Annotated in this window: 16 protein-coding genes; 7 read left to right on the forward strand and 9 right to left on the reverse strand. The window is 70.8% G+C overall.

What is annotated here, in order from left to right:
- Positions 1 to 34: 34 nt before the first annotated feature.
- Positions 35 to 1,591: a zinc-dependent metalloprotease family protein gene (locus ACFYM0_RS33675; RefSeq protein WP_388508247.1), complete on the forward strand. Its 1,557-nt coding sequence runs from the start codon at positions 35 to 37 to the stop codon at positions 1,589 to 1,591.
- A gap of 208 nt (positions 1,592 to 1,799) precedes the next feature.
- On the opposite strand, the gene ACFYM0_RS33680 is transcribed toward ACFYM0_RS33675, so the two are convergent.
- Positions 1,800 to 3,263, reverse strand: a complete 1,464-nt coding sequence (locus ACFYM0_RS33680) for an oxygenase MpaB family protein (protein WP_388508249.1) — start codon at positions 3,261 to 3,263, stop codon at positions 1,800 to 1,802.
- Complete coding sequence (uppS, locus tag ACFYM0_RS33685) at positions 3,260 to 3,979, reverse strand: polyprenyl diphosphate synthase (RefSeq protein ID WP_388508252.1); 720 nt, start codon at positions 3,977 to 3,979, stop codon at positions 3,260 to 3,262. Before uppS ends, ACFYM0_RS33680 begins: the two co-directional genes overlap by 4 nt.
- Before the next feature lie 601 nt (positions 3,980 to 4,580).
- Between uppS and ACFYM0_RS33690 the strand changes: the two genes are divergently transcribed.
- A complete protein-coding gene (locus ACFYM0_RS33690) occupies positions 4,581 to 5,858 on the forward strand; it encodes an Nramp family divalent metal transporter (protein ID WP_388508255.1) in 1,278 nt (425 codons plus the stop codon).
- Positions 5,859 to 6,199: 341 nt separating this feature from the next.
- Positions 6,200 to 7,312 carry a hypothetical protein gene (locus ACFYM0_RS33695; protein WP_388508258.1) on the forward strand — a complete coding sequence of 371 codons (1,113 nt, stop codon included), beginning with the start codon at positions 6,200 to 6,202 and terminating at the stop codon, positions 7,310 to 7,312.
- A 69-nt stretch (positions 7,313 to 7,381) separates the two neighbouring features.
- Here ACFYM0_RS33695 and ACFYM0_RS33700 read toward each other — a convergent pair whose 3' ends face one another.
- The 5 genes from ACFYM0_RS33700 to ACFYM0_RS33720 form a co-directional block, all read right to left on the reverse strand.
- Positions 7,382 to 8,812 (reverse strand): dihydrolipoyl dehydrogenase family protein, encoded by a 1,431-nt coding sequence (locus tag ACFYM0_RS33700; RefSeq protein ID WP_388508261.1) that lies wholly within the window; start codon positions 8,810 to 8,812, stop codon positions 7,382 to 7,384.
- 39 nt (positions 8,813 to 8,851) lie between these two features.
- On the reverse strand, positions 8,852 to 9,259 hold the full coding sequence (locus tag ACFYM0_RS33705) for a thioredoxin family protein (RefSeq protein WP_388508263.1): 408 nt from the start codon (positions 9,257 to 9,259) through the stop codon (positions 8,852 to 8,854).
- 273 nt (positions 9,260 to 9,532) lie between these two features.
- Positions 9,533 to 10,972 (reverse strand): aldehyde dehydrogenase family protein, encoded by a 1,440-nt coding sequence (locus ACFYM0_RS33710; RefSeq protein ID WP_388508266.1) that lies wholly within the window; start codon positions 10,970 to 10,972, stop codon positions 9,533 to 9,535.
- A 155-nt stretch (positions 10,973 to 11,127) separates the two neighbouring features.
- Positions 11,128 to 12,327, reverse strand: coding sequence for a thiolase family protein (locus ACFYM0_RS33715; protein ID WP_388508269.1), 1,200 nt, complete (start codon positions 12,325 to 12,327; stop codon positions 11,128 to 11,130).
- Between the two features lie 347 nt (positions 12,328 to 12,674).
- The gene (locus ACFYM0_RS33720) at positions 12,675 to 13,712 is read right to left on the reverse strand and encodes a LacI family DNA-binding transcriptional regulator (RefSeq protein ID WP_388508272.1); all 1,038 of its coding nucleotides are present in this window, start codon (positions 13,710 to 13,712) and stop codon (positions 12,675 to 12,677) included.
- Between the two features lie 306 nt (positions 13,713 to 14,018).
- On the opposite strand from ACFYM0_RS33720, the gene ACFYM0_RS33725 reads away from it, so the two are divergent.
- Positions 14,019 to 15,263, forward strand: coding sequence for an MFS transporter (locus tag ACFYM0_RS33725; protein ID WP_388508275.1), 1,245 nt, complete (start codon positions 14,019 to 14,021; stop codon positions 15,261 to 15,263).
- 136 nt (positions 15,264 to 15,399) lie between these two features.
- The gene (locus ACFYM0_RS33730; protein WP_388508278.1) at positions 15,400 to 16,095 is read left to right on the forward strand and encodes an alpha/beta fold hydrolase; all 696 of its coding nucleotides are present in this window, start codon (positions 15,400 to 15,402) and stop codon (positions 16,093 to 16,095) included.
- A 140-nt stretch (positions 16,096 to 16,235) separates the two neighbouring features.
- Here ACFYM0_RS33730 and ACFYM0_RS33735 read toward each other — a convergent pair whose 3' ends face one another.
- Positions 16,236 to 16,643, reverse strand: coding sequence for a RidA family protein (locus tag ACFYM0_RS33735; protein ID WP_388508281.1), 408 nt, complete (start codon positions 16,641 to 16,643; stop codon positions 16,236 to 16,238).
- 75 nt (positions 16,644 to 16,718) lie between these two features.
- On the opposite strand from ACFYM0_RS33735, the gene ACFYM0_RS33740 reads away from it, so the two are divergent.
- Complete coding sequence (locus ACFYM0_RS33740) at positions 16,719 to 17,450, forward strand: TetR/AcrR family transcriptional regulator (protein ID WP_388508284.1); 732 nt, start codon at positions 16,719 to 16,721, stop codon at positions 17,448 to 17,450.
- A 26-nt stretch (positions 17,451 to 17,476) separates the two neighbouring features.
- Here ACFYM0_RS33740 and ACFYM0_RS33745 read toward each other — a convergent pair whose 3' ends face one another.
- Positions 17,477 to 20,308: a tetratricopeptide repeat protein gene (locus tag ACFYM0_RS33745; protein WP_388508287.1), complete on the reverse strand. Its 2,832-nt coding sequence runs from the start codon at positions 20,306 to 20,308 to the stop codon at positions 17,477 to 17,479.
- Between the two features lie 347 nt (positions 20,309 to 20,655).
- Between ACFYM0_RS33745 and ACFYM0_RS33750 the strand changes: the two genes are divergently transcribed.
- Entirely contained in the window at positions 20,656 to 21,198 is a 543-nt protein-coding gene (locus ACFYM0_RS33750) for a hypothetical protein (RefSeq protein WP_388508290.1), read from the forward strand.
- Positions 21,199 to 21,270: the final 72 nt, after the last annotated feature.

Raw genomic sequence — 21,270 nt, forward strand, 5'->3', positions numbered from 1 at the left:
TCTGTACGACAGGGGCTCTAGTTTTCTGTGCAGCATGACCTCACTTCGCCGTCCTCGGCGTGCCCGTCTGCTGGCGGTGTGTGTCGCCGCTCTCACCGCCCTGCCGTTGGCTGCGGCCGCCGGTGTCTCCGCTGCCCCCCTGGCCGCCCGCGCCCCCTCCCCGTCCGGCGAGGACAGAGCGGTGGTGCGCGAGCGCACCTTCCCCCTCGACGCGGAACTGTTCCGCGCCTTGTGCACCCCGGGTCCGGTCGGCGTGCCGCGCGAGCACACCTTCGAGTTCTTCGAGGACGTGCGCGTCACCGCGGTCGAGGACGGGATCGACGACGACCACGGAACGGTCGTCTGGAGCGGGCACGTCAAGGACCAGCCCGACACCAGCGTCGTCGTCGCCCTGCGCGGCCTGTGCAAGACCGGGGCCGACCGCACGTCACAGGGCCCCGTCGTCGTTGAGGTCCACGCGGACCTCGGCGAGCGCGTCTACCACGCGCGAACCGTCACGGGCCGGCCGACCCAGCTGCACGTCACCGAGGAGGACCCCTTCCTCCGCCCGCTGAGGGCGCCCGACAGGCCGGGCATCGACCCGGCCGCCGCGTCGGCCATGCGAAGGTCCCTCCAGGGCGGGACCGAGGCCACGGCGGACAAGCCGGTGGTCATCGACGTCATCGCCGGCTACACCCCGAAGGCCGTCATCGCGGCAGGCGGCCAGCAGCAGGTCATCAACAGGATCTACTGGGCCGAGCGGAAGATGAACGAGGCCCTCGCCGACAGCAACGTCCCCGCCAGCGTCGACGTCCTGGGCACGTACAACACGAACTACCAGGGCGACAACAACGCGGAGTTGATGCGCGTAAAGCTGGAGAACCCCCTGGACCCGGATCTCGGATCCAGGGCGCACGAACTGCGCCGCCGCTTCGGGGCGGACCTGGTGACCGTCGTCAACGAGGTCGCGGCGATGCAGTCCACCGGCAACGCCAGCCTGCCCACGCGGGGGATCTTCAATTCCAAACTGGCCTTCTCCGCCATCGACTTCAACTCTCTGATCGACTTCTACAACCTCGGTCACGAGCTCGGCCACAACCTCGGGCTGTTCCACGACCGCTACGTCCTGGATGCCGCCGCGCTGAACGACCTCAACGCGCCCTACGGGACCGGGTGGGTCACGCCGAACAAGCGGCACCGCACCCTCATGGCATACCCCGACCTCTGCCGCCCCCAGCTGTGCACCCTGGTGAATCAGTACTCCAACACCGAGAACACCTTCAACGGCCAGCCCCTGGGCGACGCGAACAACAACAACGCCGCCCTCGCCCGCCTGTCCACTCCGATCGTGGCCGGCTACCAGACCCTCACCGACAGCAAGACCCGCCACACCCTCATCGTGTCCTCCACCGCGGGCGGCACCATCCGCCCCGCCGTCTACGGGCCCTACAAGCCCGGCACCGTCGTCGGAGTCACCGCACGCCCCGAGGCCGGATACCGGCTCGCCGCCTGGCTCTACGACGGCGTGCAGTACGACGCCGGCCCTCAGTTCAACGTCACCATGGACCACGCGCACAAGCTGCGCGGCATCTTCCTCCCCGTCAACCCTTGATTCCCGCAGCGCGCCCGGTCGCATCGTCCAGGTGCATCAGGGCGCGCTGCGAGCACGAGGCGTGCCAGTGCACGGAGGATGAGGCAGGTCACTCCGCCCGAACGCCTCCCCCGGATGCCCGCGCCTGCTGCGGCCCTCTCGGGTCACGTCGATCCTGAGGGCATGACGTCCAGCGGACCGCAGGCGGGGCGGTGTGCAACCGTGCTCGTCAGGCGTCGGCGAGGAGGGGGTCGTAGGGCGTGCCCGTGCGCCGGCCTGCCATGAAGGAGAGGAAGTCGCCGACGAAGGCGCTTTTGCCGTACGCGCCGTCAGCGGTGGTGAGGTCGCGGTGGAAGGCGGTGCGGAAGAGGGTTCGGTACTCATCGGCGTCGATACTCCCGTTGCCGTCCTTGTCGGTGGCGTCGAAGAGGACCTCGGCAACGCGGATGAGCGCGGGACCGGCGAGGGAGGGGACGGCGGCGGCGTACTCTTCGGCGCTGACGCGGCCGTCGCCGTCCGTGTCGAGGGCGGCCTGGAGTTCGCGCCACCAGGCGGCGAAGGCATCGTAGAGCCGGGTCTCCTCGGGTTCGTCCAGGTCGAGGCGGGTGGAGAGTTCGCGTGCCATGGCGGCGAGGTCGGGCCAGTCGAGGTGGCCGTCGCCCGTCTGGTCCAGCACCCGGCGGAAGAACTCCTCTGCCGGGCGTCGGCTCCCGTCCGTTCCCCTCGACGGTGCCGGCTCGAAGTCGGCGTCGCCGGTGAGCGGTGTGAGGAGGCGGAGCAGGGCCGATGCCCGCTTCATGCGGGCGCGCAGGGCGGTTACGGTGCGGGCGCGGGGGTCGTCGCTGTCGGGCGAGAGCGAGAGGGCTTCGATGATGCTCTCGGCGTTGATCCAGCTCGCGGGCAGGAATCGAGTGAGCCCGGCGGCGAGGTAGGCGCCCTGCATGAGGGTCGCGGTCCCCGGCATCTCGGGCAGACCGGCCCGGCGCCGGTAGGACTCGGGGAGCGAGGCGACGGTGATCGCGCCCAGCAGCGGACCGACCACGGCGCGGCCGGCCGCCCACAGCGTCGGCGCGCCGTCGAGCAGCGCGGGAGCGGGAAGGTGGTCGAAGAGGCGGTAGAGGATGACGCGGACCGCCTCGGTGTTCTCCAGGTCGTTCTCGACGACGCGGTCGAAGTACCGCCAGAAGTCGTTCAGTTCCTCGGGGAGTTCCGCGGCGTCGCCGTCGAGCGCGGCGAGGTACGCACGGTACTCGGCGTACATCCGCTCCATCGTGTCCTGGTCGAGCGGCTGGCCGCTCAGCCGGCACATGGTGACGGCGCTCTCGAAGAGGGTGGCGACCACCCAGGCGCGGGTCGCGCGGTCCATCGCGTCGTAGGCGCGGCCACGGGAGTCGGATCCGCTCATGCGGGCGTGCAGCCGGTTGAGCCGGGCGGCCTCCCGTTCGCGTTCCGCCGGGTCGGCGGCGAACATGCGCCGCATGCTGAGGAAGGTGTTGCGCAGTCGGCGCCAGGGATGGGTGACGAAGGTGGAGTTGTCTGCGAGGGCGGCACCGATCTGCGGGTGGGCGGCCTCCAGGACGGTGGCGCGGATGATGGCCAAGGCCCAGCGCGGGTCGTCGAAGAAGGCACTGAAATGCGAATCCGGCCCGAACAGGTTTGCCCTGTCGGCCGTTCCCGTGGTTCCGGTGGTCATGACGGGTCTCCGTTCGTCCGGGCCGGCACTCCGCCGAAGCGGCGGTCGCGGTGCCGGTAGGTGTGCAGGCAGGCCAGGAAGTCGGGGGCCCGGAAGTCCGGCCAGAGCGCCTCGGGGAAGACCCACTCGGCGTAGGCGACCTGCCAGAGCATGAAGTTGGAGATGCGCTGCTCACCGGAGGTGCGGATGACCAGATCCACATCGGGGGTGTCGGGGAAGGGCAAGTGGTCCGCGAAGAGCCGCTCGGTCACCTCCTCGGCGGGCGTCCCGCTGAGGATCAGCGACCTCGCGGCCTCGACGATGTCCCGGCGTCCGCCGTGGTCGAAGGCGACGGTCAGCGTCATCCCCCCGTTCTCGGCGGTCAGTACCGCCACGTCCTCGAAGTCCTGGGCCAGTTCACGGGGGATCCTCGGGTCGCTGACCCCGAGGAAACGGCAGCGGATACCGCGCGCGAGCAACAGCGGCGCGTGCTTGCGCACGACTCGCCGCACGAGACGCATCAGGAATTCGACCTCGGTGCCGGGGCGGTTCCAGTTCTCGGTGGAGAACGCGTACAGGCTGAGCCACTCCACGCCAGCGGCCCGGGCCGCCTCGATGACGTCGATGACTGCGGCCTCCGCCGCCCGGTGACCCGCCGTGCGGGGAAGCGAACGCCTTTGCGCCCAACGCCCGTTGCCGTCCATCACGCAGGCCACATGCCGCGGCCCCGCGCGCAAAGCCCGTTCCTCCCGGCGCTGTCCGCCGGATCCGCTCCTGGTCTGTGGCCCGCACGGCGGATCCTCCGTCACCGCACGTGCGCCCGGGACTCCGCGGTCCGTCACGCCCGGCCCTGCCCTGTCCGGAGCGGCGTGACCGGCCACACCATGCTCTTTCACGCCACTCCGCCTCGCCCAAGCCCCACCAGCTCATTCCCTCCCCTGAGTCTGGCAGTGCGAAAGGGCCATGATCGGCCGAACGAGTGGCCATCACCTTCGACTCGTACGTTCGATTCCATCCAAGGGGTGTCGACGGCCCGAACGGCTGCGCAACGATGGTGCCGCTGCCGCGAGGCTGGTAGTCGCCATGGCGAGTGGACCGGTGAGAGGGCCACCGATTCGTGCGGCGGCGCCCTGTCAGCACTCGCTCGCCCCGGGACCACACGCCCCACACGGGCGACGATGCTCGTTCGGCCCGGTGTTCCCGCAGGAGAAGCGCCACGGTGGACGCCATCGGCGGCAGCGCGCTCGGTACGGCACGGGGGAGGGCCTCTTGCGCGACCTCCACCCAACCGTTTTGGTGACTCCGTCACCCAGGGGGCGAACGGGAAGGCAGGCACAGATGGCGGACACCACGCGGACGGACACCGTGGGGAGCGAAAACCACGCTCCGCGCAAAGCGAGTTGGCGATCCATCGGCCCCGGAATCGTCGTGGCGGCGACCGGTGTCGGGGCCGGCGACCTCGTTGCCACGCTCCTCGCGGGCAGCAAGTTCGGCTACACACTGCTGTGGGCCGCGGTCATCGGCTGCCTCGTCAAGATCTCGCTCGCCGAGGCGGCCGGCCGCTGGCACCTCGCCACCGGCCGTACCCTCTTCGACGGCTGGCACAGCCTCGGCTCCTGGACCACCGTCTACTTCGCGGGGTACGTCGTCGTCTGGGGCTTCGTCTACGGCGCCGCCGCGATGTCCTCCAGCGCGCTCCCGCTGGCCGCGCTCTTCCCGGGCGCCATGGACCTGAAGCTCTGGGCCGCGCTGTGCGGTCTGGCCGGGCTGGTCTTCGTCTGGTTCAACCGGTACGCCGTCTTCGAGAAGGTCATGACCGTCCTGGTCGGCGTCATGTTCCTGGTCACCGTGTATCTCGCGATCCGCGTCACGCCCCGGCTCGACGCGGCCTTCGCCGGCCTCGCGCCCGTACTGCCGGACGGTTCCCTGGTCTACACGCTCGGGCTGATCGGCGGCGTGGGCGGCACGATCACCCTCGCCGCGTACGGCTACTGGGTGAACGCGAAGGGCTGGACGAACACGAGCTGGATGAAGGTGATGCGGCTCGACAACCGCGTCGCCTACTTCACCACCGGGATCTTCGTGGTGGCCATGCTCATCGTCGGGGCCGAGCTGCTGCACTCGTCCGGCGTGGCCCTGGCCAAGGGGGACAAGGGGCTGCTCGATCTGAGTGCCGTCCTGGAGGAGCACTACGGAAGGGCGACCGCCAAGCTGTTCCTGGTCGGGTTCTTCGCCACGTCCTTCACCTCGCTGATCGGCGTGTGGCACGGAGTGAGCCTGATGTTCGCCGACTTCGCCACGAAGTTCCGGCCTTCCCTCGCCCCGGCCGGGACGAACCCGGCCAAGTCCCTGCCCTTCCGGGCCTATCTGCTCTGGCTCACCTTCCCGCCCATCAGCCTGCTCTTCCTGGACCAGCCCTTCGGTCTCGTCGTCGTGTACGGAGTGATCGGCGCACTCTTCATGCCCTTCCTCGCCTTGACACTGCTGTGGCTGCTCAACTCCTCACGCACACCGGCCCAGTGGCGCAACGGCCTGCTGAGCAACGCGATGCTGGGGGCCGCCGGCCTGCTGTTCGTGGTGCTGTGCGTCCAGCAACTGTGGGAGCTGCTCAGGTAGCGCTCAGGTCGCGGGCGCAGCCCCGTCTTCGGTGTCGCGCCCCGGGCTGCCTCCCCGCATCCGGGCCTCGTCTGCCGCTCCTGATTCCTATGCGAGGCCCCATGTGTTCGGTTCCTTCCGGACTGGCCCGCCGACCTGCCTGCCTGAGGCACCGGGAACCGGAAGGGCTTCGCCCGCCCGCCCCGGGGGTAGGGGACCCGAACGCCGGTGCGACGGGGGCCGCGGTGCGGAAGACGGGGTGACGGGGTGCGGGAACGGACAGGGGTGCGGGCGCCGGCGGGGCCGCGGGGGGCGGAATGACGGCTCCAGGCCCGGGCCCGGCCACTCGCATGGTGACCCGGGTGCGCGCGGCCCTGGCCGCGGTCGGGGGCACGCTGGGGATCCTGATCGGGATCTACGCCGACGAGGCCCGCACCGTGCTCGCCTGGGTCGGGGCGCACGCCATCGCGCCGACCGGTGTCGCGCTCCTCGCCGCCGGCACGGGTTTCGGCCTCGGGTGGTGGGGCGGCGGCAGGTCGGGTTCGGGCGGCCGGGACGCGGGGCCGGTGGTGGTCGAGGGTTCCTTCGAGATCAGTGCCGACGACTTCGACGTGGACCTGCCGGCGGACCATATGGTCTTTGGCCGCCGGCTGCGCTACCTGGAGCGGGCCACCGCTTCGCGTGACCTGGTGGTCCTGCTGCACGGTCTGGGCACGGACGCCTCGGAGTTCCGCCCGTACATGGCCTCGGCCCTGCCGCACACCGTCGCGTTGACGGCGTTCGGTCACCATCCGGAGGAGGCACGGGACGCGCGCTACCGGCCGATCGGCCTGGCCACGCACACCGAGTTGATCGCGGGGGCCATCAGGGCGCTCGCCCGGCGCCACCCGGGCAAGCGGCTCGTGCTCGTGGGGTTCTCGTACGGGGCCGACACGGTGCTGCGCCTGGCCGAGCAGTGGGCGGAGCATCCGGAGCAGCGGCCCGCGCTCGCGGGGGTGTTGCTGTTGGATCCGAACATGAACCGGTCCACTCTCCCCGTCACCCGGGCCCTGGCCGGGTTGGACCTGTCCGATCCGGCGGCGGCGTTGCGCGGGATCGTGGCGGGGACCCGGGACCTGGACACCTTCGCGAACTTCTGCGATTACCTGCACCGGATCGTCGGGAAGGACCTGGCGCAGGTGTGCCGGCACGCGGGCGAGGTGTGGGAGGACGCGGAGGAGGTGGGGTCCTACGAGCGGTTCGTGCGCCGGTGCGAGCGGCTGCGGTCGGTGTGCGAGGGGCCGGTGCGGATCCATTTCTCCACGCGCTTCGAGACGCACTTCAACGATCTGGTCGCGCATGCGCGGCGGCGTGGCGTGCGGGGGGTGTTCGACCTGCGGCGGACCGATCACTTCGCATTGTGCGCGGAGCCCGCGCTGCGGCCACAGGTGGAGGCGCTGGTGGCGGGTTCTCCAGCCCCCGCTCCCGAGGGGTGAGCGAATCCGGTCACCCTTTCCCACATACCCTGCCCGCACACCTCCGCCGTTTGTACCGAGCGGCGGCACCTAACCCCTGTACTCCTCCAGCAGCCGCAGCCAGATCTCGCTGATCGTCGGGAAGGCCGGTACCGCGTGCCACAGCCGCTCGATCGGGACCTCGCCCGCGACCGCGATGGTCGCCGCGTGCAACAGCTCGGCCGCGCCCGGTCCGACGAAGGTGACGCCGAGCAGGACCTCGCGGTCCAGGTCCACCACCATGCGGGCCCTGCCCCGGTAGCCGTCGGCGTACAGGCCCGCTCCGGAGACTGTGCCGAGGTCGTAGTCCACGGCCCGGACACGGTGGCCGGCGCGCTCCGCCTCCGCGAGGGTCAGGCCCACCGATGCGGCCTCCGGGTCGGTGAACACGGCCTGCGGGAGGGCCTGCGTATCGGCGGTCGCCGCGTGTGCGCCCCAACGGCCCGTGTCGAGCGCCTGGTGGCCCGCCGCCCGGGCGGCGATGACGGCGCCCGCGATACGGGCCTGGTACTTCCCCTGATGGGTGAGCAGTGCCCGGTGGTTCACGTCGCCGACCGCGTACAGCCAGTCGATCCCCGGGACCCGGCAGCTGTCGTCGACCGCGATCCACCCGCCCGGAGTGAGCCCGACGGTGACGAGCCCGATGTCCTCGGTGCGCGGGGAACGTCCCGTCGCCACCAGCAGTTCGTCGCCCTCCAGCGTCTCGCCGCCTTCGAGCACCACGGTGACGGGCCCGGTCGAGCCGTCCCGTACGACGGACTCGACGGCCACTCCCGTACGGACCGTCGCGCCCGCCTCCCGGAGCGCGTCGGCGACCAGTTCCCCCGCGAAGGGTTCCATGCGCGGCAGCAGCCCGGAGCCCCGTACGAGCAGGGTCACCTCGGAGCCCAGGGCCTGCCAGGCCGTGGCCATCTCCGCGGCCACCACCGACCCGCCGACGATCAGCAGCCGTCCCGGCGCCACCTGCGCCGACGTGGCCTCGCGGCTGGTCCACGGGCGGGCGTCCTCGATGCCCGGCAGGTCCGGGATCACGGCCCGGGTGCCGGTCGCGACGACGACCGCGTGCCGGGCGGAGAGCACGTGGTGCTCCCCCTCCGGGCTGGTGACGGCGACCTTGCGGACTCCGTACAGCCTCCCGTGGCCCCGGTACACGTGCGCGCCGACCGACTCCAGCCAGTCGATCTGGCCGTCGTCCTTCCAGCTGCCGGTCCAGTAGTCCCGGTGCGCGAACACCGCGCCCGCGTCGAGTGGACCGGCCACGGACCCCGCGAGGCCGGGCACCCGGCGGGCGTCGGCCCGGGCCAGCGCCGGGCGCAGCAGCGCCTTGCTGGGGATGCAGGCCCAGTACGAGCACTCGCCGCCGACCAGCTCGCTCTCGACCAGCGCCGTGCTCAGCCCGGCGGCGCGGGTCCGGTCCACGACGTTCTCGCCGGCCGGCCCCCCGCCGAGGACCACTACGTCGTACTCCACCGCTTCGCTCATCGGGCCAGTCTCACCGCACGACGCGGGCCCGTCACGTAATCAGGCGCCCGGCGTGCCGGTCTCCTCGGCCGCGTCGCCGGCGGCGCCGCCCTGCTCCGCGGCGATTTTCGTCCGCACCTCGTCCATGTCCAGGGCCCGGGCCTGCGTGATGAGGTCCGTCAGCGCCGCCTCGGGCAGCGCGCCGGGCTGCGAGAAGATCGCGACCTGATCCCGGACGATCATGAGGGTCGGGATCGAGCTGATCTGGAAGGCGGCCGCGAGCTCCTGCTGCGCCTCGGTGTCCACCTTGGCGAAGAGCAGGTCGGGATTGGCTTCGGAGGCCTTCTCGTAGACCGGTGCGAACTGCAGGCAGGGACGGCACCAGCCCGCCCAGAAGTCGATCAGGACGAACGCGTTCTCGCTCACCGTCCGGTCGAAGTTCTCCTTGGTGAGTTCGACAGTAGCCACGGTATTCCAGACCTCCAGAGTGCTGTGCTGCTTCTTTTCCCTGAACGAACGACCGGCTCGAAGCATTCCTGACCGGGCCCGCCGACCCGCCGGGGAGCCCCCGGCGGACGGGAGGAGTACCTCATGAGCCGGCACGCTCCCCTGATCATGGCCGACGACGCGCACGCGCGCCGCCACTTCCTCGGCTACCCCGACCCGGAGCGGCGCGAGCCGGAGACCGGGGCCATGGCCCTGCTGGGGGGCCAGGGCCTCCGGGGAGACCCCCTCGGCCGTCTAGAACGGATGTCCGCCGGGGGTGGCGCGGAGCGTCGTCCAGCGCAGCTCCGTGAAGGCGTCGAGGTTGGCCTCGCCACCGAAGCGGGCGCCGGTGCCGGACGCGCCGACGCCGCCGAAGGGGGCCACCGCCTCGTCGTTCACCGTCTGGTCGTTGACGTGCGCGATCCCGACCGGGATCCGCCCCGCCAGGTCCAGCCCGCGCGCCGCGTCACCGGTCACGATCCCGAGGGAGAGCCCGTAGGGTCCGGCGGAGGCCAGCTCCACCGCCTCGTCCTCCGTCGCGAAGGACCGTACGGGCGCCACCGGACCGAAGACCTCCTCCGCGTAGGCGGGGCTGTCGTCGCCCGCGCCCGCCAGCACCGTGGGCCGGTAGAAGAGGTCCTGGTGGGTGCCGCCCGTGACGAGTTTGGCGCCCTGTGCGGCGCTGGCTTCCACCAGGCCGTGGACCCGGTCCAGCTGGGACCGGTCGATGAGCGGCCCCAGGTGCACCCGCTCGCGGTACGGGTCCCCGACGGCGAGCTCCTCCGCGCGCGCGGCGAGCCGCTCCACGTACTCGTCGTAGAGCGAAGCGTGCACGAGGTGCCGGCCGGCCGTCATGCAGATCTGCCCCTGGTGGAAGAAGGATCCCCAGGAGGCCTGCGCGACGGCCCCCTCCACATCGGCGTCGCGGAGCACGACGAGCGCCGAGTTCCCGCCCAACTCCAGGTGGGCGCGCTTGAGGTGACGGCCCGCCAGTTCGCCGACGGCCCGGCCGCTGGCGGTGGATCCGGTGAACGAGACCACTCGGACCAGGGGATCGGTGACCACCGCCGTGCCCGTCTCGGCGCCGCCGGGCAGGACGTGCAGCAGCCCGCCCGGCAGGCCGGCCGCCGCGAAGACGGCGGCGAGGGCGAGCCCGCCGCTGACCGCGGTACGGCGGTCCGGCTTGAGGAGCACCGCGTTGCCCAGGGCGAGCGCGGGCGCGACCGAGCGGATCGAGAGGATCAGCGGAGCGTTGAAGGGCGCCACCACCCCCACCACACCGACCGGTTCGCGGCGGGTGAAGGACAGCCGCGGGGCCTCGCTCGGCAGTACCTGCCCGGCCGGACGCGAGGCCAGGGCCGCGGCCTCGTAGCACTCCTGCGCGGCGACGTGTAGCTCGAAGTCGGCCTTGCCGGGGATGGATCCGGACTCCCGGACCAGCCAGTCCCGCAGTTCCTCCGCGTGGGCGGTGAACAGGTCACCGGCCCGGCGCAGCACGGCGGCCCGCTCCAGGTGGGTGGCCCGCGCCCAGTCCCGCTGAGCCGCGTGGGCCCGTACGGCGACCTCCGCGACGTCGGCCGGGGCGGCCAGGTCGATGGTCGCGAGGGTCTGGCCGGTGGCGGGTTCGACGACCGCGGCGGTACCTCCGGTGAGGGTGGGTCCGTCCTGCCAGAGCGTCGGATCGAGGAGCGGCATGGCGCAGGGCCTCCGGGTGCGGGGAGCGTGGCGGGGGGGTGGCGGCAGCACGCGCCATCGTGCCACCCCACCGCACCTGAGGCATCAATTCTCTTCAGTTGCAGAGCAGTTGGCGTCCGACTATGACCGGAAACGATCGACCGGCCGGCGTCCCGTCAGCGCTCCAGCACGAGGGCGATGCCCTGCCCCACACCGATGCAGAGGGCCGCGATCCCGGTACCGGATCCGGCCGCCGCGAGCTGGTGCGCCACGGAACCCGCCAGGCGGGCTCCCGAAGCGCCGAGCGGGTGCCCGATCGCGATGGCCCCGCCTCGCGGGTTGACCACCGCCGGATCCAGCTCGGGCCATGCTGCGAGGCATCCCAACGCCTGCGCGGCGAAAGCCTCGTTGAGTTCGAAGGCGGCCAAGTCGGCGAAGCCGCGACCCGCCTTGGCGAGCGCTCGCTCGACCGCCTCCACCGGCCCCAGGCCGAAGAGCTGGGGCTCGATCCCGGTGACGGCCGACGCGCTGATCCGGGCGAGCGGCTCCCGCCCGGTGGCGGCGAGGCCCTCCTCGTCCGTCAACAGCAGCGCGGCGGCTCCGTCGTTGAGCGGCGAGGCGTTGCCCGCCGTGACCGTTCCGGTGCCGTCGCTCCGGAAGGCGGGCTTCAGGCGCGCGAGCGCCTCAGGGCCGGAACCCTCGCGGATGCACTCGTCGCGCGGCAGATCCACGCCCGCGTACGGGACCACCTCCGCGTCGTACTGCCCGGCGGCCCAGGCGGCCGCGGCCTTGCGGTGGCTCTCCAGCGCGAAGGCGTCCTGCGCCTCGCGGGTGATGCCGTGCTTGTCGGCGACGAGCTCGGCACCCTCGCCGAGCGAACCGGCCCACTCCGCGGGCATGCGGGGGTTGGTCATCCGCCAGCCGAGGGTGGTGGACCACATCTGCTGGTGCCCGGCGGGGAAGGCGCGCTCCGGCTTCTGCACCACCCAGGGGGCCCGGCTCATGGACTCGACGCCCCCGGCGATGGCGACGGAGGCGTCGCCGAGCGCGATGGCGCGGGCCGCCTGGACGACGGCTTCGAGCCCGGAACCGCAGAGGCGGTTGACCGTGACCCCGGGAACGGTCACGGGGAGCCCGGCGAGCAGCACCGCCATGCGGGCCACATCCCGGTTGTCCTCGCCGGCGCCGTTGGCGTCTCCGAAGACGACGTCGTCGATGCGGGCCGGGTCCAGTGCAGGCGTACGGTCCACGAGCGCGCGCACCACGCGGGCGGCCAGGTCGTCGGGTCGGACACCGGCGAAGGCACCGCCGAACTTCCCGATCGGGGTGCGGACGGCGTCGACGACGTAGACGTCGCGGACGGTACGGATGCTCATGGAGTCCCTCCGAGGCGAACGGGAGACGGCGCGGCACACCGACACCACTGTCCGGTCCGGCGCACGCTCCGCCCGCGCCCGGTGGGGCGCGCCCGAAGTCTCCGTCCCCCCGACCCCGCTGTCAACGGCCCCCTGCCCTCACCGGTGCCCCCGACCTGCGCCTGCCGTATGTCCGAGCCGGCTGTTGAAGCTGCCCGTACGGCGATTTCAGCCAGCCGGCGTTTGAGGTGCGGGGTCCGGGGCGGAGCCCCCGGGAGCCTGGGCGCCGGGCGCGGCCCTGGGCCGTCATCCGCGCCGGGCCGGCCGCCGGCATCCGATCCGCAGCCCGCCCGGAGCGGAGCGGCAGCTCACGTCGAGTCCCGCGGCACCGCCACCGCAGCCATCAGGTCGTGTCTGCGCACCACCGCCGAAGGCTCCCGTACCGCCTCGTCGACCAGCGCCGCCAGCCGCTCCCCCGTCGGCATCTCGATCTGCACCGTGCTGAGCCTCGGCCGCAGCAGCCGCCCGATCAGCAGGTCGTCGGCGCCCATCACCGCGACGTCCTCCGGCACCCGCAGACCCACGTCCTGGAAGGCCCGCATCAGCAGCATCGCGTACTCGTCGTTGTACGCGAACGCCGCATCCAGCCCCAGCGACGCCCACCGCTCCGCCAGCTTCGCCGCGGACTCCTCCGAGTAGGCCATCCGCAGCGCCACGATCTCCGCCTCCGCCACGGACCGCGCGCCCGCCAGCCGGGGCGTCGAGAACAGCCCCAGCCCCTCCTCCTCCGGCACGACCACGCCGATCCGGCGCCGGCCCCGCCCCACCAGGTGCTCCGCCGCCCGCGCGCCGACCTCCGCCTGGTCCATGACCAGCGCGTGCGCCCCGGCGACGGCCTCCGGCCCCATCGTCAGCACCGCGCGCGCCCCGGCCCGCTTGAGCGTGGCCACGTTCTGCGAGGACAGGGCGATCTCCCCGAGGGAGAGCACCGCGACCGGCCGCAGTTCGGCCCAGGCCCGCGCGGCCTCGTCACCGGTGAGGCCGAGGCTGCCGTACTGGACCACCGTGTAGTCGAGGCCGCGCAGGGCCCACTGCAACTCGTTGAGGAAGGTGCTGTAGAGCGGGCCGATCGGCACGTGCGAGGTGGGCAGCAGGACGATGCGCGTGTGCCCGGCGCGCAGACTGCGGGCGGCCGCGTGCGGGACGTAGCCAAGCTCCTCGGCGGCCTCGCGCACCTTGCGGCGGGTCGGCTCGCTGATGCGTACGGCCTCCGCGTTGTTCAGGACGTACGAGACCGTCGCGCGCGACACTCCGGCGAGACGGGCGACGTCCGCGCTGGTCGGGACGGGCGCCGGCGACGGGGACGGCGGCGTGGGGGGCTTCGGCGGCTTCGATGACTGAGACATTGCCGTGGCATCTTTCCAGACCGTTTGGGCCCGGGGGCTAGCGGATGGCCGGAAACCAATGCTACACAGTGGTTACACGATTCACTGACACGTGTAACCAGGTCGTCACCCCAGCTTCACCAAGGGTGTCTCCGCACGTGCCGGTGCCGTGTCCAGCCGTGCCGCCGCCCTGCCGCGTTCCGTCGCACCCCCGCCGTCGTGACAGGGCGGCGCGCACTCCTCACCACACCCCTCAGTGCACCCCTCCGTATCCCCCCGCATCCCTCTGCATCCCTCGCCCCTTACCCAACTGCCCAGGAGGGCACCGTGGCCCTTTCCTCCCCCGGCACCGGCACCGCCGCCGCCACCACCGACGCCCCCGCCTCCCCGCGCGGCCTGCTCCCCTTGCTGCTCGTCGGCAACGGGGCCATGTACGCCCTCTACATCGGCGTCGCCGGCGTACTCCTTGCCCTCCAGGTCGAGGACATCGACGCGGCGGACAAGGTCGCCAACTTCGGCCTGATCGCAGGGGTCTCGGCGATCTTCGCAACGGTCTTCAACCCGGTCGCGGGCGCCCTGTCCGACCGCAGCGGACGGCGCAACCCCTGGATCCTGGGCGGTGGACTCGCCGCGATACCGGCGATGTTCCTGCTCGGCGCCGCGGACACGATCCTGCTCATCACCATCGCCTGGTGCCTCGGCCAGGCCGTGATGAACATCTACCAGGCCGCGATCACCTCCGTCGTCCCCGACCGGGTGCCCATGAGCGCCCGCGGCAAGGCCTCCGCCGCCGTCGGCCTCGGCCTGCCGCTGGGCTCCACCATCGGCGCGCTGATCGGCGCGGCCTTCTCAAACGACTACCGCACCGGATACCTGATCTTCGGCGCGATCGTCGCCGGCGCCGCCGTCTTGTTCACCACCTGCACCCGCGAGGAACGGCGCCCCGCCAAGCCCTCCATGCCGGTCAAGGCGCAGCTGGCCGCCTTCGCGAGCGCCCTCAAGGACCACGACTTCCGCTGGGCGTTCATCGGGCGGGCCCTGCTGGTCCTCGGCTACTTCGCGGTGAGCGGCTACCAGCTGTACATCCTCCAGGACCACACCGTGCTGCCCGAGGGCATGGAGCCGGAGGCGGCGGTCGCCATCATGATGCCGCTGACGAGCGTGGCCATGGTCGTCTCCACCGTTCTGGGCGGCTGGCTCTCGGACAAGTACGACCGCCGCAAGCTCTTCGTCGGCGCCTCGGCCCTGCTGTCCGCAGTCGCGCTGGTGATCCCGGCCCTGTCGACCAGCTGGACGGCCATGCTGGCCTTCGCCGTGATCAACGGCCTCGCGTTCGGCTGCTACATGGCCGTGGACACCGCACTGGTCACGATGGTGCTCCCCAAGGCGGAGGACGCCGCCCGCGACATGGGCGTGCTCAACATCGCCAACGCCGGCCCGCAGATCGTCGCCCCCTTCATCGCCTCGGTGATCGTGTCCCTGAGCGGCGGCTACACGGCCCTGTTCATCGCGGCCGCCGCCCTGGCGGTGGCCGGCGCCCTGGCGGTCAAGCCGATCCGCAGCGTCCGCTAGACGGGCAGGCGGCCCCGCCCCGCCTCGACCCGACCCAAACCCGACCGCACTCCCGCACCCACCACCCAGCCCCTCCCTCCCCATCTCCCCTCCCTCCTCCCCCTCCCCCATCCCCCTGACGCTGAAAGGCATCACCGTGCAGCTCCACACCCACACCTGGGGCGAAGGCGACCGCATCGCCCTCCTGATCCACGGGATCATGGCCGACCACCGGACCTGGCGCCGGGTCGGACCCGCCCTCGCCGAGCGCGGCTACCGCGTCATCGCCGTGGACCTGCGCGGCCACGGCGCCAGCGGCCGGGGCGAGTACAGCCCGGAGGCCTTCGCCGACGACGTGGTCGAAACGCTCCCGGCCGGCGCCGAGCTCGCCATCGGCCACTCCCTCGGCGGCCTGACCCTCTCCAAGGCCGTCGACCGCCTGAAGCCGAAGCGCGCCGTGTTCTCGGACCCGGCCTGGCACCTCGCGGAGCTCGGCGAGGGCTTCGGCCCCGAGATGTTCGCCCAGTTCAAGTCCGCTCCCAAGGAGCAGATCCAGGCGATGAACCCCCGCTGGGAGGAGGCCGACGTGGACGTCGAACTGGCCACCCTGGCCGTCTGGGACGAGGCCACCGCCCTGAGCCTGACCCCGCTGATGGGCACGGACCTGCTGCCGGCCGCACCGGTGGTCCCGTCCCTCGTACAGCTGGCGGACCCGAGCTTCCTGATCTCACCCGAGCGCGCGGCGGTCCTCAAGGAGCGCGGCTTCGAGGTCCGCTCGGTCACCGGCGCCGGCCACACCATCCACCGCGACGACTTCGACGGTTTCATGGCATCACTGGAGGGCTGGCTCTGAGGACCTGGACCGCCCGGCCCTCCCGGGCCGAACTCCCCGTTCAGCCGGGAGCTCGTGGGGGAGGGCGGGACGGTCCATCGCGGCGGAGCGGCCACTGCCCCGGGAATCGACCGTCACCCACGAATCGACCGCCACCCGCGTCAGTCGAGAACGGCCGTGGCTTCGACCTCGACGAGAAGGTCGGGTTCCCCCAGCGCCGCGACGCCCAGCAGCGTGACCGGCTTGACGGGGTCGATGCCCAGCCTGGCCGCCGCCCGGCTCACGCCCTCCCCCAGCAGCGGCATCTTCTCGGGGCTCCAGTCGACGACGTAGACGGTCAACTTCGCCACGTCGTCGAAGGATCCGCCGATCTCGGCCAGGGCGGTGGCGATGTTGAGATAACACTGCTCGACCTGAGCGGCGAAGTCCCCCTCGCCGACACGCCGCCCCTCGGCATCGCGCGCGACCTGACCTGCGAGGAACACCAGCTTCGACCCGGTGGCGATCGACAGCTGACGGTAGACGTCGGGCTTCGGCAACCCCTTGGGATTGACCAGCGTCACGGCCATGGAAACTCCTTCTCGTCAGGGCGCACGCTCCGGCACACCTCCCCAAACCATAGCGCTGCTATGTATTCTGAGGGCATGGCTCGAACCAAAGACCCGGCGATCCGCTCCCTCCTGATCGAGCGAGCCGCGATGATGCTGCGCACCCGTGAGCCCGTCACCCTCCGGTCACTCGTGACCGGAACCGGCGTATCGACGATGGCCGTCTACACCTACTTCGGAGGCATGGACGGCCTGTGGACGGCCATGCGCCAGGAAGGCTTCAAACGCCTGGCAGCCAGGCTCGACGCCGTGCCGCCGTCCACGGATCCGGTACGGGACCTGGCCGCGCTCGGAGCCGCCTACGTGAGCAACGCCCTGGCCGCCCCCGACCTCTACCGGATCATGTTCGACGCCGGTTTCGAGCTCGAGGACGCCAAGGCCGCCGATGAGACCCTGCACTGCCTGGTCAGCGCCGTCGAACGCGCCAAGACGGCCGGCCGCTTCAACGCCGACGTCGACCCCCTGACCCTGGCGACGCAGAGCTGGGTGATCGGCCACGGACTCGCCTCCCTGGTCGCGGCGGGCCCGCTGCCGCACCAAGTCCTCGCCCAGGGCGTGCACATGCTGACCGCACTGTTCACGAGCTCCGGCGACGCCGCCGAAAAATGCCGCCGCTCCGTCGAACTCGGCTGGCAGACACCACCCGCCCCGCCCACGGACGGCCTGCCGTCGGACCCCGCCTCGGCCCTACGGACCGGATACGGCCCGCACGCTGGAACACCTGCGAACACGCCGCCCCTCACCGACCTCCCCAAGAGGTTGGAATAGGCTCGGTACGTCACACGGCGGACGCTTCACACCCCATCAGCCTTCTTCCGCCACATCGCCAGTTGCTCCAGGAAGGACAAGCTCCTGGGATGCTCGGGGCCGAAAACGCGAAGGAAGTTCGGCTCGAGCTCCTCGAGAAGAGCTACCGCGCCCACAGCGTCACCGGCCTCGCCTTGGTAATGCGCCAGATGGCTCTGGAAAGTCAGCGTTCGGGGGTCGCCAGGACCGATCACACGGAGCAGGTCAAGCTCCAGCTCCCCGAACGCAGCCAACGCGCCCGCAGGATCCCCAGCCTTCCCTTGCCAGTACGCGAGGTTTCCCCTGGCTGTCAGGGTATCGGGGTGATCAGGCCCCAACAGGCGCGCACGGTCGGCAAGGACCTCCTTGAACGCAGCGGCCGCGCCGGGAGCGTCACCGGCTCGTCCCTGCCAGAAGGCAAGGTTCGCGCGCGCATTCTGGGTGTCGGGGTGATCCGTTCCCAACACCCGCAACCGGTCAGCCAGTAGGGCCTCGTACTCGGCCACGGCACGCTCGGCGTCACCTGACTCACCACGCAGGTTCGCCATGAGGTTCCGAGACATGAACGTCAGGGGGTGATCGGGCCCAAGGACTCGCACCTGATCTGGCATCAGCTCCTCGAACGCAGCCAGTGCACCTGTTACATCACCGGCCCGACCGCGCCACTTCGCCATGTTGCTCCGCATGATCAGCGTCATGGGTTCGTCCGGTCCCAGCACGCGTACCTGGTCAGCCAGGAGAGCCTGGTAAGCGGCTACCGCACCAGCCGCATCACCCGACTCCCCACGCCACTGGGCCACATTGCTCCGGAGGCCGAGCGTCTTGGGATGGTCTGACCCCAACACCCTGGTCTGGTCGAGCAGCAGCTCCTCGAACGCGGCCACCGCACCCGCAGCATCCCCCGTCAGGCCCCGCCAGTAGGCCATGTTGTTCCGACTGTTCAGCGTCTCCGGGTGGTTCGGGCCCAGAACTCGAATCTGGTCCGGCAGGAGTTCCTCGAACGCAGCCACCGCACCGCTTACGTCACCCGTCTCACCCCGCCATGACGCCAAGTTGCTCCTGCTTTCCAGCGTTTCCCAGTGGTCGGGACCCAGAACCCGAATCTGGTCCGGCAGGAGTTCCTCGAATGCGGCCACCGCACCACCTGCGTCACCCGTTTCACCCCGCCAGCGTCCCAGGCGGCTTCTGCTGACCAGGGCGTCCGGATGGTTGGCTCCGAGGGACCGGCACGCCACAGAATGAAGGTGGATGAATTCCGTGACCGCAGCGGCGGCCTGTCCGGACGCGCCGAGACTGCCCGCGGAGTGGAACAGCACCGGGTGCGCTCCACCGTGCCACTGCCACAAGATGTCGCCGCCGACGCGGTTCAAGGCAGTGGTGTTGGCGCGCAGAACAGTTCCGAGTTGATCACGTTCAACCTCGGGCCATACCTCCTGAAGGGCATCGGCAACGGCGTACGTGGCCCGGGCACGCTGGTCGGGCGGGAGGGATTCGCGAGTGGCGCGCTGAATCAGGTTGTGGACCCTGACCTCTTGATACGGCGCACGGCGATTGTGATCGATCAAGTTGAACCGGTGCAGGACTCGCAGGGCCCCCATGACATCGTCGGCCTCGACTCCCGGCCCATCCGATCGCGGAACGTCATCGAGTTGGCAGGAGGAGACGTACTCGCGGGCTGATTCGCTGGTCAGCACGGCTGCTGGGACGCCGCTGGGATCCATCACGGACACCAGATGAAGCAGGGGCCGTGCCAACCCCTGAGGGCGGGCTCGGTTCGCCTGCTCGACCGAGAGGTCCCAGGCCGCGGTGACGATCGTCTGATGGTCATCAGGAAGATCGCGCGGTTCGGGTACCACGTGCTCAAGCAGCTTGGCGGAGAGTCGCTCCCGGTAGACGCCACAGTCGAGGTCCTGGTCGATCATGTACGCCGCGGCCTGTGCCAGTGCGAGAGGCAGCCGCCCGAGGCTCTCGGCCAGCGCATCGAGCTGCTCGGCCTCCCCGGCAAGACCCTGCGGAGCGAGCTTGGCGATCAAGTACGTTCTGGCCTCGCTCGGAGTGAACAGGTCGACCTCGATCACCTGTCGGCCGCCGCCCGCCAGTGCGTCGCCACGTAGTCGGGTCGTGGCCACCACGCTGCCTACCGAGCCCGTCGACGGCCATAACCCGCGTACGTCATCAGGCTGCTGGATGTCATCCAGCACCACCACCCAAGAGCGTGTGCCCGTGTGCGCCCAGGCCAGGAAACGCTCCGCCGCACGGCCCACATCACCCTGTTCTGCCGCCAGTCCCAGCTGGAACGCCGCCTCGGCATAGGAGCTGACGATCGATGCTCGGGACGCCGCACTCACCCACACCAACACCTCGAGATCGCCGGCGGTCCACATCGCCCTGGCGTGGTTGGCCGCGAGCTGGGTCTTGCCGACTCCGCCGGTTCCGGCGAGCACCTGAGACAGCACCGCCGTCCCGACAGTGGCGATGGCTCCCCTCAGTTGAGTTGCACTCCCGCGGTCTTGGAAGCAGTCCGCAGCCGAGGGGACCACTCCGACCAGACATCGGGTGAACCGGGCATCAGCCGTCCCCCCATCGTCATCGCCGGTGCCCGACGTCGGCTCGTCGGACCCTGGGGCTACGGCCTGCCGGAGCAGCCGAGCCCAAGCATGCTCGTCGAGTAGATCGCCGACCTGGTGCCCACGCGCCGCTCGGCCGCGAGCGTGCTCGGTCAACACCCTGACCAGCTTCAAGAACCCCTCTTCCGTGGCAGGCAGGTGGGAACCGTTCTGCCAGGTACTGATCTGGCGATACGTCACCTTCCACGACGCGTCGCGCGGACGGCGCTCCATCGTCCTTTCCGCGGCCCGCTCCAGCGTCAGCCCTGAGGCCTTCACCAATGCCGCCAGCCGCACCGCGAAGTCTCCACCACGCCGGCCACCGCTCACTGGAAGCTCCCGTCCGCAGAATCCGGATCCGGACCAGACCGGACCGGAAGACCCAACCCGTGGCTCCGAGCAGCCACGAGACCCATCCGTACCTGCGTCGGAATGCAACACACGTCCCCAGCTGTGGCCTGATGGCCCCGCTCGGCGCTCCGACCCTGCGGAGATCCGGCAGAGAACACCATCCGACAGCCCGTCATCTCCTGAGCGGAGTCCGGACGAGCACCCTTTGTTCTCAGTAAGGACAACCCATCATGCCCTTCTCGTTTTCCGTTCCGCTGCAGAATTCGCTTCAAGCCCATGCCGGCCCGGTTCAGGCTCCGCACTGGGCCGCAGGAGCATTCAACGATACGTGGAACTGGGCCAGTTCCGTGGCCCTCGTAGCCTGTATCTGCGCCACCGTCTTCTCCGTCATCGCGTTGCGCAAGCGCAGGCGCGACAAGGAGGCCAACGAGCTGAAACCGTTCCACGATCTGCTTGCGGACACACTGGTACTCCTGGACAAACTGGAGGCCACCGCCGTGACACCGGCAGACGTCAGTGATCTGGGCGCAACGCGCAGCCGTATCAAGCAGGCTGAGCGGCGCTGGCCCAAGATCTCCTTTGGGGAGGTCATCGCGCACATCAAGGTCTACGAGAAGACCGCACTGCCGGAAGATTTCGCAAGGGTCCTTATCGAGAAGGACACACTGAACGATCTTCTCCGGCTCTCCCGCGAGCAGGGTGCATCGATCACTGCGCTGCGGACGGCAATCGAGGTTGTCCAGCGCGAGATCGAGCGCCGAAGCAGCCGATGACCAGGGCCGCGGGCCGGCACGGACAACGTCCGCGCCGGCCCCGGCGCCGTCCTTTCAGGACTGCGCAGCACT

The sequence above is a fragment of the Streptomyces sp. NPDC006487 genome, from assembly GCF_042870555.1.
Lineage (GTDB): Bacteria > Actinomycetota > Actinomycetes > Streptomycetales > Streptomycetaceae > Streptomyces.